The organism is Brevibacillus sp. TJ4, assembly GCF_044627595.2.
Lineage (GTDB): Bacteria > Bacillota > Bacilli > Brevibacillales > Brevibacillaceae > Brevibacillus.
In genome coordinates this window covers 2,272,597-2,287,697 of the sequence record NZ_CP185865.1, presented here as the reverse complement: position 1 = coordinate 2,287,697, position 15,101 = coordinate 2,272,597, and the positions used below count along the sequence as shown (strand labels likewise).

Genomic DNA, 15,101 nt, shown 5'->3' with positions numbered 1-15,101 from the left:
CATGGCAAGTCTGATCGGAAGTGCTGTCAAACGTAAGGAAGACCCTCGTCTGATTACGGGCAACGCCTGTTTTACAGACGACATCAAACTCCCGGGCATGCTCTACGCCGCTTTTCTGCGCAGTCCTCACGCGCATGCTGCAATCCGCCGAATCGACACGAGCAAGGCGTCCCGCTTGCCGGGTGTCACGGCTGTTTTCACCGGTCGTGATTTGGCAGGAAAAATCAAGGACGTGCCTCCGATGTGGCTGTTGCCTGGTGCGGATCTGAAGCCGAAGTCGCGCCCCGTGCTGGCGACGGACAAAGTACGCTACACCGGAGAAGCGGTAGCAGTCGTCGTGGCGGAAAATCGCTACATCGCCCGTGATGCGCTCGATTTGATCGATGTCGAGTACGACGTGCTGCCGGCTGTGGTGCAGCAGGAGCTGGCGTTGCAAGAAGGAGCTCCGCTCCTGTTCGACGACGTCCCCGGCAATCTCGCCCTGCTGTGGAAGGCAGGAGAGATCCCCGACGAAGTATTTGCCGAAGCGGAAGTCGTGGTAAAAGAGCGGCTGTACAACCAGCGTGTCATCCCGAATCCGCTGGAGACGAGGGGGGTTGTCGCCCAGTACAATCCGGGAAGCGGCGAAATGACCATCTGGTGCACCTCGCAAAATCCGCATATTCACCGCCTGATCTACACGGATGTCCTCGGAATCCCGGAGACAAAGCTGCGGATTATCGCGCCGGATGTGGGGGGCGGATTCGGCTCCAAAATCGCCACGTATACGGAAGAAGCAGTCGTCGCCTGCCTGTCCAGGGAAGTCAAGCGGCCGGTGAAGTGGATTGAGGAGCGCAAGGAGCACTTCACAGCTACGAGCCACGGGCGCGACGAAGTGCTGGAAGTGGAGCTGGCAGGGACGAAAGACGGCCGGATCACCGCGCTTCGCGTGACCAATACAGCGAATCTCGGTGCGTACCTCTCGACGTTTGGCGCAGGCTGCCCGACGATTGACTTCGGACTGATGGTCACAGGCGCCTACGACATTCCAAAGGCAGCGGTCACGACCTACGGAGTCTACACCAACACCACCCCGACGGATGCGTATCGCGGAGCGGGCAAACCCGAGGCGACATATCAGATCGAGAGGATCATCGATCTGTTTGCAGACGAGATCGGGATGGACCCAGTCGAGGTGCGGCGCATCAATTTCGTCTCCAAAGAGTCGTTCCCGTACGGCAACGCGATGGGAGTGACCTACGACAGCGGCGACTATATGCTGACGCTGGACAAAGCGCTGGAAATGCTCGATTACGAAGCGCTGCGCAGGGAGCAGGAGGAGCTGCGCAAACAAGGCAGGTACATCGGTATCGGGTTCTCCTCCTACGTTGAACTGTGCGGGTTTGGTCCTTCGGCTGTAGCAGGAGCGATCGGCTTTCAGGGCGGCGTCTGGGAAAACAGCACGGTGCGTGTTCATCCCACCGGAAAAGTGACCGTCTTTACCGGCACCTCGCCACACGGGCAGGGGACGGCAACGACTTTCTGCCAGATCGTAGCCGAGAAGCTGGGCGTGCCAATTGAAGATGTCGAGTTGGTGCACGGCGATACACAGGCGATCTCGATGGGCTGGGGTACATACGGCTCGCGCGCGACGGCGGTTGGCGGCGCGGCTGTCTCGATCGCCACAGACCGGGTCATCGAAAAGGCGTTCAAAATCGCCGCTCACGAACTGGAGACGACAGTGGATCACATCGACTTCCTCAAAGGACGCTTCTTTATCAAAGGGGATATTACCCGCTACAGGACGATTCAGGATATTGCCAAATCAGCAAACTTCGCCTGGAACCTGCCGTCAGGTGTCGAGCCTTCGCTGGAAGGACAGTCGTTTTTCGACCCCTCCAATTTCGTCTACCCGTTCGGCACGCATATTTGCGTCGTGGAAGTCGAGGCGCTAACGGGCGAGGTCGAAATCAAACGCTACATTGCCGTAGACGATGTGGGACGCGTCATCAATCCGCTGCTGGCAGAAGGGCAGGTGCATGGCGGCATCGCCCAAGGAGTCGGGCAGGCGCTCTGGGAGGGGGCCGTGTACAGTGAGCAGGGACAACTGCTCTCCGGCACGTTCATGGATTACACGATGCCGAAAGCCCGCTTTTTCCCGCAGATCGAGACGCTGTTTACGGAGACGCTCTCTCCCGTCAATCCGCTCGGTGCCAAAGGGGTCGGGGAAACGGGAACGACAGCCGCTCCGCCCGCAGTCGTCAACGCCGTGATGGATGCGCTGAAGCCATTTGGCGTCAAGCATCTGAACATGCCGCTCACGCCGGAAAAAGTGTGGCGCGCGATTCTTGCCGGGAGGGATATGCCATGATTCCTAGCGCATTTTCGTATGTGCAAGCCAGTTCGGTCCAGGAAGCAATCCGTCTGCTCAAGGAAAGCAACGGCGAGGGAAAGGTCATCGCTGGCGGACATAGCCTGATTCCGTTGCTCAAGTTTCGTTTGACCACGCCAGGGACGCTGGTCGACATCGGCCAGGTGGCAGAGCTGCGCGGGGTGCGAAAAGAAGGCAACCGGCTCGTCATTGGTGCTTTGACCACCTATCGGCAAATCGTCAGCGATCCGCTCGTTGCCGAGCATCTGCCCGTTTTGGCCCAGGCGGTTCGGCAAATCGGCGACATCCAGGTGCGCAATCGCGGTACGATCGGCGGCAATCTCGCTCACGCCGACCCGGCTGCAGACCTGCCAGGGGTGGCCCTGGCACTGGATGCGATGCTGGAAATCCAGGGAGAGGATGGTGCAGAGGCAGTCGAGGCCGAGAGCTTTTTCCTCGGTCCTCTGATCACTGCGCTGGCGGAGACCAGCTTGCTCACTGCCGTCTCGTTTTTGCTCCCGCCGCCCGGGACAAAAAGCACCTATCTGAAATACGCGCATCCTGCCTCCGGCTACGCAGTCGCCGGTGTGTGCGCATTAGCCGCTGCCGATGCGCACGGACGCATCTCCTATGTCCGGGTCGGGATCAACGGTGTGGGAGACATGGCGTATCGCGCGCGTAGCGTAGAGGAGAAGCTGCTCGGACAGATTCCGACAGCAGACCTGATCGCCGAAGCTGCACTGTTGGCAGCAGAGGACGCAGAGATGGGCAGCGACATGTTCGCCTCTGCCGAGTACAGACGACATCTCAGCGAGGTGTATACACAGAAGGCCTTGCAGCAGGTATTGCTCTAGGACGAGAAGGGAGGACCTGCTCTTTGGGAAGAGGGCAGGTTTTCCCGCAAGCTCCCCCAATGGTTGCGAAGAGCCTCGCCTGGCGGATTCGCACAGCGGCACTGCATGCAGTTGATCGGTAAAGCAATTTGTGAGGAAAGATGATGGAGGTGAAGGCGTTGAAAGAGGTAAGTCAACTCCAATCCCGCTACGAATACGGCGGAGACGAATTCATTTTTGTGCAGTTGTCGGAAGAAATGAGCCTGGAAGCAAACTTCAAGGGAATGGCGATCACGCGCAAGCTGAAAGAAAAGAACTGGGAGGGCATCTACGATATTTGTCCGTCAAACGCATCCTACATGGTACGCTTTGACCCGGATATCATCGAGCCGCAGCAACTGGTAGAGGAGCTTCGGCAAATCGAGAGCGAGGTTGAGCGTCTGGATGATATTGTGATTACGTCGCGGCTGGTCGATGTTCCCGTGTACTTTGAAGACCCGTGGACACATGAGGCGTTGATGCGCTTTCGCGACCGCCACCAGGACCCGGATTTGACGGATTTGGAATATTCCGCAAAAATAAACGGCTACTCCAGCAAGGAAGCCTTCATCCAGGCCCTTACCGATGCGCCCTTTCTCGTCTCCATGATCGGTTTTGTGCCGGGCTTGCCCTGGTGCTTCCAGATGGTGCCGCGCGAAAAGCAGATTGAGGTGCCCAAGTACGTGCGACCCCGTACGTTTACGCCGGAACGCGCCTTTGGCTTTGGCGGCGCATTTGCCGTGATCTATCCGGTTCAGGGCGCGGGAGGCTACCAGTTGTACGGGATCGCTCCTGCTCCCATCTACCAGAAGGAGCAGACCTTGTACGACTTCCAGGATTCCATCGTCTTTCCACGTCAGGGAGACATTTTTCGCTATCGCAGCATAAGTACGGACGAGTACCAGGCGATCCGCCAGCAGGTAGAAGACGGCAGCTTCGTTTATCACAAAAAAGAGATCCAATTCACTCCGGGCGAGGTGCTCGCGGATTTGGAAGGCTTCGCCCGGCAGGCGCTAAGGAGGTTGTACCATGATTAAGGTGCAAAAACCAGGCTTGCAGACGACCGTCCAGGATGAAGGGCGAATCGGGTATTACGAAATCGGCATGCCTCCCTCCGGCGCGATGGACAAATTCGCCTTCCGCTGCGCCAACCTGCTGGTAGGCAACCAAGCGAACGCAGCTGTGCTGGAAATCACCTACCTGGGACCGGTTCTGGAATTCGGGAAGAACATGAAAATCAGCCTGACGGGCGGCGATATTCCTCCCCGGATCAACGGTCAGCCAGTGCCGATGTGGACCACCTTGCAAGTGCAGGAGGGGGATCAGCTCTCTTTTGATTTCGTCAAGGGCGGAGCGAGAGTGTACCTGGCCGTTGAAGGCGGGATCGCTGTGCCGTTGGTAATGGGCTCCCGTTCTACGTACACGCTGATCGGGATCGGCGGATTCGAAGGACGGGCATTGGCCGAAGGAGATGTGCTGCACACGGCGGATATGTTGGAAAAGACAGTTCCGACCGGGACCAGCATCGACCCGGCCTATATTCCCGCATACGGCAAAGCGCATGAAATTCGCGTCGTGATGGGTCTTTGCAGCTACCGTTTGACGGAGGAGAGCAAGGCGACCTTCCTTTCGACCGAATGGACCGTCACACCGGAAGCAAACCGTACCGGGTATCGCCATCGCGGGGAACGACTTACTTTTGTAGAGCGAGAGCAGCCTTTTGGAGCTGGAAGCAACCCTTCCAACGTGACTGATCTGGGGTATCCGATCGGTTCCATCCAGGTACCGGACGGCGTGGAGCCGATCGTGCTGCTGCATGATGCGGTGACGGGCGGCGGCTACGCTACGATCGCGACGGTGATCAGCGCGGACCTGGACCGGATGGCGCAGGCGAAGACGAATGACAAGGTGCGCTTCGTCTCCGTTTCCCTGCAGGAAGCGCTCGCTGCGCGCAAAGAAGTGAGGGAGAAGTGGAGCAAGATCAAGGAAGCAATCAAATCCTAACGTGCAGGAGGGACCTGACTATGGCAGAGAAAACATCGATTTTATCCCCGCTCCCTGGTGTCTTTTACCGAAAGCCAAGCCCGGAGCAGCCGGAGTTTGTACAGATCGGCGACACGGTCAATGCCGGGGATGTGATCGGGTTGATTGAAGTGATGAAAAACTTTTACGAGATCAAGGCGGAAGAAGCGGGTGTCATCGAAGAAATCGCGGTAGCCAACGAGGAACTGGTCGACGCAGGGCAAGAGCTGGTCAGGCTGAAAAAGTGAGGGACGGCAGATGAAAGTAGATTTGAACTGCGACATGGGAGAGAGCTTTGGTCTCTATCAGATGGGCAACGACGAAGAGATGATGGCGCTGATCTCCTCTGCCAACATCGCATGCGGCTTCCACGCCGGCGATCCGCATGTGATGCGGCGTTCGGTCGAGCTGGCCAAGGCGCATGGTGTGTCGGTCGGATCGCATCCCGGCTTTCCGGACATGATGGGGTTTGGTCGCAGGTACATGACGTGCACACCGGAAGAAATCCGCGATTACGTCATATACCAGACCGGAGCCTTGCGTGAGTTTGCCCGTGCCTACAAGCTCGATCTGGCACATTGCAAACCGCATGGCGCGCTGTACATGATGGCGATGGAAGACGAAAAGATCGCCAGGGCGATGCTGGAAGGTCTGGCTGAAATCTCCGACGATCTGATCGTCTACGCCTTGAACAACTCGGCGGTCGTGGAGGTGGGCAAGCAGATGGGAATGCCCGTCGCCTGCGAAGTATTCGCAGACCGGGAACACACAGCAGACGGGTCGATCGTAATGACGCGTTCCGGCTCCGCAATCCACGACTACCAAGCGATGGCAGAGCGTGTGGTTCGCATGGTCCGCGAAGGGAAGGTTCGCACGCCGGACGGCGATGATGCAACTGTGCGTGTCGATACGATCTGCATTCACGGTGACACGCCCGGAGCTGTCGAGCTGACGAGGGCGATCCACGCCGCGTTTCGCGAGGCGGGAATTGCCATCGGGTCGGTCAAGGACAACTGGAGGTAGCGGAATGTCCGAATCATCACAACAGAAAGTCGGCTCCAGCAGGCAGCCGGCTTTCTCACGATTGGACGTACAACAGCGACAGCAGCAGACTGATGAGAAAAGAGCAGGCAGCGACCAGCAGGACGGGTCGGTGAGGCAACGCCTCTTTGCGGTACTGGACACTGTTGTGCCTGCCTTCCTGTTCCCGCACATACATCTCTTTTTTGAAAAATGTTGCATAAAAGCGCTTGCAGCTATCCCAGAACGCGCGAAAAAAACGACCGTTGTAGACCAAAAGTACACCGCCGCACATAAACAACAGAAGAGAGCTGTACGTAAGTCCGTCAATCCAATGCAAAGTCGACGACAGGTCAGCCGTTGCGACGGTGTAGAGCAATGCGCCACATATAGGAAAAAGGAGGAGCAATATCCACTTTTCACTGGTCATGGGAGGTTTCCTTTCATTTCAAATTAACTTTATTCATATATTAGCTTGACCAAACCGTCTGAAAATTGTAATTTATATACTATATCGTAAATAATTCTACAAAAAATGACATGCATGAGGGGGACTCGTATGAAAAAAAGAAAAGGATTGTTGGTATTTACCCTGTTGGCTGCTTTGACACTGGGCGGCTGTGGTTTTAACTCGGGTGAATCCACCAGTCAGCCACAAAGTCCAAGCGGCGACAGCGGAACCGAGCAGGCAAGTGACAAAAAAGTGTTGAGAGTGTTCGCTTCGGACGAGATTCCGAGCCTGGACTCCGCACACGTGCATGAGACGGTATCTTTCACTGTACTCAATAATACAATGGAAGGTCTCTACCGTCGAGACAAAACCAGCCAGCCTTATCTGGCCATGGCTGAAAAGCACGATGTAAGTGAAGACGGCTTGGTGCACACATTCACCATCCGCGAAAACGGCAAGTGGAGCGATGGCTCTCCTGTCACTGCCCATGACTTTGAATTCGCGTGGAAACGAGTGTTCAGTGAAGCGGGACACTACGCGTCGATGTTTGAGTCGGCCGCGATCAAAAACGCAACTGCTATTATGAATGGCGAAATGCAGCCGGACGATCTGGCCGTCAAGGCAACCGATGATCGCACGCTGGAAGTTACACTGGAATATCCTAACCCCCTGTTGAAACAATTGCTCTCCTTCCCGACGTTCTACCCGCAAAAGCAGGAATTCGTCGAAGCGCAGGGAGACAAATACGGACTGGAGTACAATACCACGCTCTACAACGGCCCGTTCATGCTGACCGACTGGAAGCACGATCAAGGCTGGACCTACGAGAAAAACCCGAACTACTGGGATGCATCCATCGTCAAGCTGGATCAGATCGAAGCGTATGTCGTGAAAGACGTATCCACACAGCTGACTCTGTTTGAATCCGGACAGTTGGATCGCATCGAACTGAACTCGTCCTTTGTCGATCAGTACAGAAACGACCCGCAATTCCAGATTGTTGAAACACCAACCATTTACTTCCTTCGCTTCAACCACGAGCATCCGGTGCTGAGCAACAAAAACGTCCGCAAGGCGATTGCGATGGCTTGGGACAAACAAGGTTTGGCGGATGTCATCCTCAACGATGGCTCGCAGCCGCTGAACGGTCTCGTTCCGAAGAAGTTCTCCTATGACGCTTCCGGCAAAGACTTCCGTGACATTAACGGCGACTTGCAGCAAGGAAGCCTGGACGAAGCAAAAGCACTGTGGGAACAAGGTCTGAAAGAAGCTGGCGTAACCCAGGTAACACTTGGCGTGAACGCGGCGGATACAGATCGCTCCAAGAAGATCAGTGAATACCTGAAAAACCAACTGGAAACAAACCTGCCTGGCCTGACGCTTGAGATCAAGAGCGTACCATCCAACCAGCGCCTGGAAAGAGAAAAAGCAGTCGATTACGATCTTTCCCTGGGAACATGGGGTCCTGACTATGCTGACCCGATGACGTATATCGACATGTGGGTAACAGGTGGCTCTGCGAACCGGATGAAGTATTCCAATCCAAAATACGACGAACTGGTGCAACAAGCAAAAACGGATACGGATATGAACAGAAGGCTGCAGACGATGCTTGAACTCGAAAAAATCCTGGTCGAGGAAGATGTCGCCATCGCTCCGATGTACCAAGAAGGGCTTGCTGTATTGCAGCGCGAAACCGTAAAAGATTACGTATACCTGCCAACAGCACCTACGAACAACTTCCTCTGGGTGGATATAGTGAAATAAGGTAAGGACACGTAAAGAGGGTGCATCACGCATCCTCTTTACACCTGTTGGGGATACAGATCAACAACCTGGAATGAGAAGAGGTGGACGAAGTGGGAGCATATTTGCTCAGACGGTTGGGGTATATGCTGGTTACACTGTTTGTTATCGCGACCGCGACGTTTTTTTTAATGAAAATGCTTCCGGGAACGCCTTTTAACAACGACCGGTTAACCGACCAGCAATTGGCGAACATGAATGAAAAATACGGTCTGGACAAGCCGGTGGCAATTCAATATGTGCGGTATATGACCAACCTGGTGCAAGGAGATTTGGGAGAGTCGTACAAATACGTCGGACGAAGCGTAACAGAAGTCATTTCCGAACGAATCGGTCCCTCTGCACTGATCGGTTTTCAGGCTATGATACTAGGTACTCTGATAGGCCTTATCCTGGGTGTCGCGTCGGCGCTGAAACATAACAGCATGCTCGATTACACAGCAGTAACCCTCGCTGTGCTGGGAATGTCGATTCCTTCCTTTGTGTTCGCTGCACTTCTCCAATACTACGTCGGTTTAAAATGGGGTATTCTTCCACCCGCGCTGTGGAAAGGGTACGAGTACACGATCCTGCCTACACTGGCACTTTCGGTTACGGTGATCGCAACGGTAGCACGCTTTATTCGCACGGAGATGCTCGATGTCATCAACCAGGACTACGTCTTGACGGCCAGCGCAAAAGGGTTGAACAGATCCAAGGTAATCATCCGGCACGTTCTGCGCAATGCCTTGATCCCAGTCGTGACCATGCTGGGTCCTCTTGCGGTGAACATCATGACCGGAACACTGGTAATCGAGAAAATCTTCTCGGTTCCTGGCCTGGGTGAGCAATTCTCGCTCTCTATCATCGTAAACGATTACGCGGTAATCATGGGGATCACACTGTTTTACAGTTGTCTGTTTATTTTTATGGTGTTCGTGGTCGATCTGTTGTACGGACTTCTTGATCCGCGAATCAACCTGCGAGGAGGGAAGCAAAAAGGATGAGCATGGAACTGGAAAAAAACAAGGCACACGCGACTCTTCCACCGTCCTCGCGCACCAATCCGAAAGATTCCATCAGCGACGATTTGTTTGTGCCAGAGCCTGTTGATCCGAGCCTGCAGGAGCAGATCAGCGGACCGATGCAATCCATTTGGAAGGATGCTTTGCAGCGCTTGCTCAAAAATAAAGGGGCGGTCGTCTCGTTTTTCCTGATTCTGCTGATTGGCGTGATGTCGCTGGTAGGGCCGATGATGTCGGGCCGCACGTATGACGCTCAAAACCTGGCCCACTCCAACCTGCCACCGAAAGTCCCGGGACTGGAATGGCTGGGATTGAACGGAAAAGACGTAAATGGCGTCGACCAGTACGAGAGACGCGGGATTACCGAGAATTTCTGGTTTGGTACCGATGAATTTGGCCGCGACCTTTGGACAAGGGTCTGGAAAGGGACGCAGATCTCGCTTTTCATTGCGATCCTTGCCGCGCTGCTTGACCTGATTATCGGGGTTGCCTATGGCGGCATATCCGCATTTTACGGGGGCAAGCTCGATAACGCGATGCAGCGTGTGATCGAAGTATTGGTCGGTATTCCGAACCTGATCGTAATCATTTTGTTTATCTTGATCCTCGACCCGGGGATTTCATCGATCGTACTGGCGATGATCATTACCGGATGGGTGAGCATGGCCCGGGTAGTGCGTGGTCAACTTCTGCAGATCAAGTCGCAGGAATTTGTACTGGCTTCCCGTGCACTGGGGGCGTCCAATTCCCGCCTGATCGTCAAGCACTTGCTGCCCAATGCAATCGGACCGATCCTGGTAACGATGATGTTTACCATTCCGAGCGCGATTTTCTTCGAAGCGTTCCTCAGCTTTATCGGTTTGGGTCTGCAGCCGCCGCTTGCTTCGCTCGGCGTGCTGATTCAGGATGGCTACGTCGGCATGCGCTTTTTCGCCTACAAGCTGCTGTTCCCGGGCATTGTCATCAGCGTCCTGATGATCAGCTTCAACCTTCTGGCTGACGGGCTTCGGGATGCACTCGATCCGCGCATGAAAAAATAGGAAAGGATGAGCCAGATGAGCGAAACCATGTTGTCAGTTGAAGATTTGCGCGTCTCGTTTCGCCGTGGGGACCGCTTGATCCAAGCCGTCCGGGGTGTCTCCTTTTCGCTTCAGAGGGGGGAAACGCTGGCGATCGTAGGAGAGTCGGGTTCCGGCAAGTCGGTGACGGCAAAAAGTTTGATGCGGCTGCTTCCGGAGAAAACGACAGAGATCAGCCAGGGTCGCATCCTCTACCAGAACAAAGACATCCTGTCGTTTTCCCCTCGGGAGATAGAATCGCTGCGCGGAAAGGAAATCTCGATGGTCTTTCAGGACCCGATGACTTCTCTCAATCCGACGATGAAGATCGGCAAGCAGATCATGGAAGGATTGGTGCAGCACCAGTCGTTGACGAAGGCGGAAGCGCGCCAGCGAGCAATCGAAATGCTGCAAATGGTCGGAATCCCCAATGCGGAGGAGCGGATCGATGCATATCCGCACCAGTTCTCCGGCGGAATGCGGCAGCGCGTCGTCATCGCGATCGCCTTGGCCTGTCGACCCAATATTTTGATCGCAGACGAACCAACGACAGCTCTGGATGTGACGATTCAGGCGCAAATCCTCGAGCTGATCAAAAGCGTCCAGGAGAAAACGCAAATGGGCGTGATCCTGATTACCCACGATCTGGGTGTTGTCGCCAATATGGCGCAGCGCGTCGCGGTGATGTACACCGGTGAGATCGTGGAAATCGGGACGACGGACGATATTTTCAACCGTCCTCAGCATCCGTACACAAAGGGACTGCTTCGTTCCATGCCGCGTCTCGACGACAATCGGGACGAGCCATTGGTGGCGATCCCCGGTTCGCCGCCCGACGTGAGCAGACTGGGCAGTGGCTGTGCGTTCGCTCCGCGCTGTCCGTACGTGATGAAAGTATGCCATCACCACTCTCCACAGCAAACACCTCTCAACGAGCATCATAGTGCCTCGTGCTGGTTGCTCGACGAGCGTGCGAACAAGGCAAGAGAGCAATTTCAATTGAACTAAACAAAAAGGCTTTGTCGTGACACCGTATTGCTCGATCAACCGGTGCGCGATAGAGCTTTTCTTTTTTTATCTGGTATCATAGAAGAGGAGAAATCGCGAATCTGTGAAATCTGAGAGACAAGTGAAGCAGCAGATAGAAAGGAACAGGCAATGGGTTTTCCACTGACAAAGCAGGAACTGCGCAGAATGTGTGGGCGCAGAGCCTATGAAAAGGGAGAAATGTACTGCCGCAAACGGAGCGTGCATTTCACGACAATGGATCATCACGAAGGAGTCTACCAGGCGTATGTCACAGGCTCTCATCCTTTTACCGTCACGCTCGAAATCAACCGGGATGGCTCGCTGGATGCAGTCTGTACCTGTCCGACGCTCTCTTCGTACGGCGGCTACTGCCAGCATATCGCGGCTGTGCTGATTTATTTGCATGAGCGTGAGCGCGACAGGCTGCTCGCAACTGACGGTAGTGCTACAGCAGGACGGGAGATTCGGGAAGAGCGGTTCGACCGGAATCGGCAGGCAGCAGAGGATCTCTTGCAACTGTTCCGGGAGCGAGTTGTGCAGCCGAAGCCTGGTCGTACTCGTTTCGATACGCGGGAGACGCTAAGCGTGGAGTTTACAATCAAGCTATCTCCCTATGGCTATCGGCAGTTTATGTTTGGACTGGAAATGAAAATCGGCTCCAAACGGCTCTACATCGTCCAACATATCCGCGAATTTTTGGAGCGGGTGATGCGCGGCGAGACGTATCCGTTTTCCAGTCTGTTCACCTACGATCCGGCACGGCACGTATTTGAACCGGAAAACGAAGCGATCCTGAGCGTCCTCATAAAACTGTATCAGAATGAAAAAATGTACCGGGACTCGCTCGGATTGCATACATCTCCTGCCGTCGGTCGCAATGGCGAGCGGCTGCTGCTCATCCCGCCGTATATGTGGGACGAGCTGTTGCCGCTTCTTCAGAAAGCGCCTTTGGTCAAACTGGTTCAGGGAGAGGTCACATACGAGGGGGTTCATCTGTCGGACGAACCGCTTCCACTGCAATTTGCCCTGGAGCAGGAACGAAACGATCAGACAGCGGGTTATCGTCTGAATCTGGACGGAGTCGACCAGCTTGCCGTGACAGAGGCATACGGCATCGTCCTGTACGCAGGCAAACTGTACCGGCAGCCGCCGGAGTCGTGCAGACGGTTGTCTAAGCTCAAGCGAATCGTGGATGCTTCTGGAGACCAGCACATCCCGATCCCACCCGAGAAGATCGATTCGTTCATGCAGGATGTTGTCCCCGGACTGGTCAAGATGGGGAAGGTGGACATTGCGGAGACGATCTCCAAGCGCATCGTGCAAGCCGCGCTGCAGGCAAAGCTGTACCTGGACCGAGTCAAGGATCGGCTCGTGGCCGGACTGGAATTTCAGTACGGGCAGGTCGTCATCGATCCGTTCCAGGAGAAAAACGGTCCGCCGTCCCCTCACATCCTGATTCGCGACAGCGAGAAGGAACGCCACATCGTCGATTTGCTTGAACAAAGTCAGTTTATACGGACAGAAGGCGGCTTTTTCCTCGAAGACGAAGAGGCGGAATACCAGTTTCTGTATCACGTGATGCCGCAACTGGAGAAGCTGGCGAAGATATATGCCACTTCAGCCGTCAAGGTGCGCATGCACGCCGGCCACGTCATTCCCCGGGTTCATGTGGAGCGAAAGGAGCGAACCAACTGGCTGGAGATTCGCTTTAGTGTGGATGGCATACCGGAGGAGGACATTCGCAAGCTGCTGCAGTCGGTAGAGGAAAAGCGACCGTACTACCGTTTGCCCAACGGTTCCTTCGTACCGTTGGAAGGCGAAGAGTTCCAGTCTGTCGAGCGGCTGATGAGCGAGCTGGGGATTCGCCACAAGCAGTTGGCGGGCGGCGAGATTCACGTGCCGCTGGTGCAAGGATTGCGCCTTTTGGACATGCAGCCTGTCGGTCAGTCAGTCCAATGGGGAAAATCATTCAGACGCATGCTCGATGACATGCGAAACCCGGACAACCTGGAGTTTCCGGTTCCGGAGAGATTGGACACTGTTCTGCGCGATTACCAGAAATACGGCTACCAGTGGCTGAGGACTTTGGCGCATTACGGTTTTGGCGGGATTCTTGCCGATGACATGGGCTTGGGCAAAACGGTGCAAGCGATCGCTTTTCTCGTCTCCATGCTGCCGCACATTCGCGAACAAAAAAAGCCTGCGCTGGTGGTAGCGCCGACCTCGCTCGTCTACAACTGGCTTCACGAGCTGCGGAAATTCGCGCCAGAGATCCGGGTGATGACGGTCGACGGCAGCAAGGCGGAGCGAAAGCGCGTCTACGCCGAACTGGCGCAAGCCGATGTGGTCATCACCTCGTATCCGCTGCTGCGGCGTGACCTATTGCTCGTCAGCGAACATGCGTTTCACACGCTCATTCTGGATGAAGCGCAGTTTATCAAAAACCACGCCACGCAGACAGCCCAAGCGGTCAAGAAACTGGATGCACAGTACCGGTTTGCGTTGACGGGTACGCCTGTGGAAAACCGCCTTGAGGAACTGTGGTCGATTTTCGATGCCGTCTTCCCTGACTTGTTCCCCGGCAGAAAGGCGTTCCATGATATGCCGCGTGAAGCGGTAGCCAGGCGGGTGAAGCCGTTTTTGTTGCGCCGCGTGAAGAAGGATGTGCTGCGGGAGCTGCCGGACAAGATCGAATCGCTGCAGCCATGCGATCTGCTGCCCGAGCAGAAAAAGCTGTACATGGCGTATTTGGCCAAGCTGCAGCAGGAGACGCTGAAGCATCTTACTGCCAACGACTTTCAACGCAACCGCATCAAGATTCTTGCCGGACTTACTCGCCTGCGCCAGTTGTGCCTGCACCCCGGATTGTTCGTCGAGGACTACACGGGCGGCTCGGCCAAGCTGGAGCAGTTGCTGGAGATCGTGGAGGAATGTCGCGCTGCGGGTAGAAGGGTTTTGCTCTTTTCGCAATTTACCGAAATGCTCGGACTGATCGGCAGGAAGCTGACGGAGCAGGGCGTCGACTATTTTTACCTGGACGGAAAAACGCCAGGCGCCGAACGAATCCAGCTTTGTCAACGCTTCAACGAAGGCGAGCGGGATTTCTTCCTGATCTCGCTGAAAGCGGGCGGAACGGGGCTGAACCTGACAGGGGCAGACACCGTGATTTTGTACGATCTATGGTGGAATCCGGCCGTAGAGGAACAGGCGACCGACCGTGCCCACCGGATCGGGCAGCGAAATGTCGTCCAGATCATCCGGCTCGTCACCCAGGGCACGGTTGAGGAAAAGATGTACGAGCTTCAGCAGAAAAAGAAGCATCTGATTGAAGAAGTGATTCAGCCGGGCCAGGAAGCGTTGTCGGCATTGACAGAAGATGAGATTCGGGAAATTTTGCGGATTGAAACAAACTGATACGGCTTCACCCGATCACTAGGCTCCGTCAGAACAAATGGCGGAGCCTATTGTTGTGGGGCTGCAACATGTTTG

12 protein-coding genes are annotated in these 15,101 nt (G+C 55.2%); 11 read left to right on the top strand and 1 reads right to left on the bottom strand.

Going from position 1 to position 15,101, the window contains the following annotated elements; translation table 11 throughout:
* The first annotated feature begins 1 nt into the window (after position 1).
* From ACAF76_RS11130 to ACAF76_RS11105, 6 genes are all read left to right on the top strand, one after another.
* A complete protein-coding gene (locus ACAF76_RS11130; RefSeq protein ID WP_400163623.1) occupies positions 2 to 2,350 on the top strand; it encodes a xanthine dehydrogenase family protein molybdopterin-binding subunit in 2,349 nt (782 codons plus the stop codon).
* On the top strand, positions 2,347 to 3,204 hold the full coding sequence (locus tag ACAF76_RS11125; RefSeq protein ID WP_400163622.1) for an FAD binding domain-containing protein: 858 nt from the start codon (positions 2,347 to 2,349) through the stop codon (positions 3,202 to 3,204). The genes ACAF76_RS11130 and ACAF76_RS11125 overlap by 4 nt, the downstream gene beginning before the upstream one ends.
* Before the next feature lie 158 nt (positions 3,205 to 3,362).
* Positions 3,363 to 4,259, top strand: a complete 897-nt coding sequence (locus tag ACAF76_RS11120; RefSeq protein WP_400163621.1) for an allophanate hydrolase subunit 1 — start codon at positions 3,363 to 3,365, stop codon at positions 4,257 to 4,259.
* Complete coding sequence (locus tag ACAF76_RS11115; RefSeq protein ID WP_400163620.1) at positions 4,252 to 5,226, top strand: biotin-dependent carboxyltransferase family protein; 975 nt, start codon at positions 4,252 to 4,254, stop codon at positions 5,224 to 5,226. The genes ACAF76_RS11120 and ACAF76_RS11115 overlap by 8 nt, the downstream gene beginning before the upstream one ends.
* A 20-nt stretch (positions 5,227 to 5,246) precedes the next feature.
* On the top strand, positions 5,247 to 5,492 hold the full coding sequence (locus ACAF76_RS11110; RefSeq protein ID WP_400163619.1) for an acetyl-CoA carboxylase: 246 nt from the start codon (positions 5,247 to 5,249) through the stop codon (positions 5,490 to 5,492).
* A gap of 10 nt (positions 5,493 to 5,502) precedes the next feature.
* Entirely contained in the window at positions 5,503 to 6,267 is a 765-nt protein-coding gene (locus tag ACAF76_RS11105) for a LamB/YcsF family protein (RefSeq protein WP_400163618.1), read from the top strand.
* Positions 6,268 to 6,322: 55 nt separating this feature from the next.
* Here the strand turns inward: ACAF76_RS11105 and ACAF76_RS11100 are convergent, their stop codons facing one another.
* A complete protein-coding gene (locus tag ACAF76_RS11100) occupies positions 6,323 to 6,694 on the bottom strand; it encodes a DUF3899 domain-containing protein (protein WP_400163617.1) in 372 nt (123 codons plus the stop codon).
* Positions 6,695 to 6,823: 129 nt separating this feature from the next.
* Between ACAF76_RS11100 and ACAF76_RS11095 the strand changes: the two genes are divergently transcribed.
* From ACAF76_RS11095 to ACAF76_RS11075, 5 genes are all read left to right on the top strand, one after another.
* Positions 6,824 to 8,482, top strand: coding sequence for a peptide ABC transporter substrate-binding protein (locus ACAF76_RS11095; protein WP_400163616.1), 1,659 nt, complete (start codon positions 6,824 to 6,826; stop codon positions 8,480 to 8,482).
* A gap of 92 nt (positions 8,483 to 8,574) precedes the next feature.
* The gene (locus ACAF76_RS11090) at positions 8,575 to 9,507 is read left to right on the top strand and encodes an ABC transporter permease (protein WP_400163615.1); all 933 of its coding nucleotides are present in this window, start codon (positions 8,575 to 8,577) and stop codon (positions 9,505 to 9,507) included.
* Complete coding sequence (gene opp3C, locus ACAF76_RS11085) at positions 9,504 to 10,565, top strand: oligopeptide ABC transporter permease (RefSeq protein ID WP_400163614.1); 1,062 nt, start codon at positions 9,504 to 9,506, stop codon at positions 10,563 to 10,565. Before ACAF76_RS11090 ends, opp3C begins: the two co-directional genes overlap by 4 nt.
* A 15-nt stretch (positions 10,566 to 10,580) precedes the next feature.
* The gene (locus ACAF76_RS11080) at positions 10,581 to 11,591 is read left to right on the top strand and encodes an ABC transporter ATP-binding protein (protein ID WP_400163613.1); all 1,011 of its coding nucleotides are present in this window, start codon (positions 10,581 to 10,583) and stop codon (positions 11,589 to 11,591) included.
* Between the two features lie 150 nt (positions 11,592 to 11,741).
* Entirely contained in the window at positions 11,742 to 15,026 is a 3,285-nt protein-coding gene (locus tag ACAF76_RS11075; RefSeq protein WP_400163612.1) for an SNF2 helicase associated domain-containing protein, read from the top strand.
* The last annotated feature ends 75 nt before the right edge of the window (positions 15,027 to 15,101 follow it).

Excerpts from the sequence above, each read along its gene's own strand:
- ACAF76_RS11125 (WP_400163622.1), top strand. The coding sequence starts at position 2,347 with ATGATTCCTAGCGCATTTTCGTATGTGCAAGCCAGTTCGGTCCAGGAA.
- ACAF76_RS11075 (WP_400163612.1), top strand. The coding sequence starts at position 11,742 with ATGGGTTTTCCACTGACAAAGCAGGAACTGCGCAGAATGTGTGGGCGC.
- ACAF76_RS11115 (WP_400163620.1), top strand. The coding sequence starts at position 4,252 with ATGATTAAGGTGCAAAAACCAGGCTTGCAGACGACCGTCCAGGATGAA.
- opp3C (WP_400163614.1), top strand. The coding sequence starts at position 9,504 with ATGAGCATGGAACTGGAAAAAAACAAGGCACACGCGACTCTTCCACCG.
- ACAF76_RS11130 (WP_400163623.1), top strand. The coding sequence starts at position 2 with ATGGCAAGTCTGATCGGAAGTGCTGTCAAACGTAAGGAAGACCCTCGT.
- ACAF76_RS11100 (WP_400163617.1), bottom strand. The coding sequence starts at position 6,694 with ATGACCAGTGAAAAGTGGATATTGCTCCTCCTTTTTCCTATATGTGGC.
- ACAF76_RS11095 (WP_400163616.1), top strand. The coding sequence starts at position 6,824 with ATGAAAAAAAGAAAAGGATTGTTGGTATTTACCCTGTTGGCTGCTTTG.
- ACAF76_RS11105 (WP_400163618.1), top strand. The coding sequence starts at position 5,503 with ATGAAAGTAGATTTGAACTGCGACATGGGAGAGAGCTTTGGTCTCTAT.
- ACAF76_RS11110 (WP_400163619.1), top strand. The coding sequence starts at position 5,247 with ATGGCAGAGAAAACATCGATTTTATCCCCGCTCCCTGGTGTCTTTTAC.
- ACAF76_RS11080 (WP_400163613.1), top strand. The coding sequence starts at position 10,581 with ATGAGCGAAACCATGTTGTCAGTTGAAGATTTGCGCGTCTCGTTTCGC.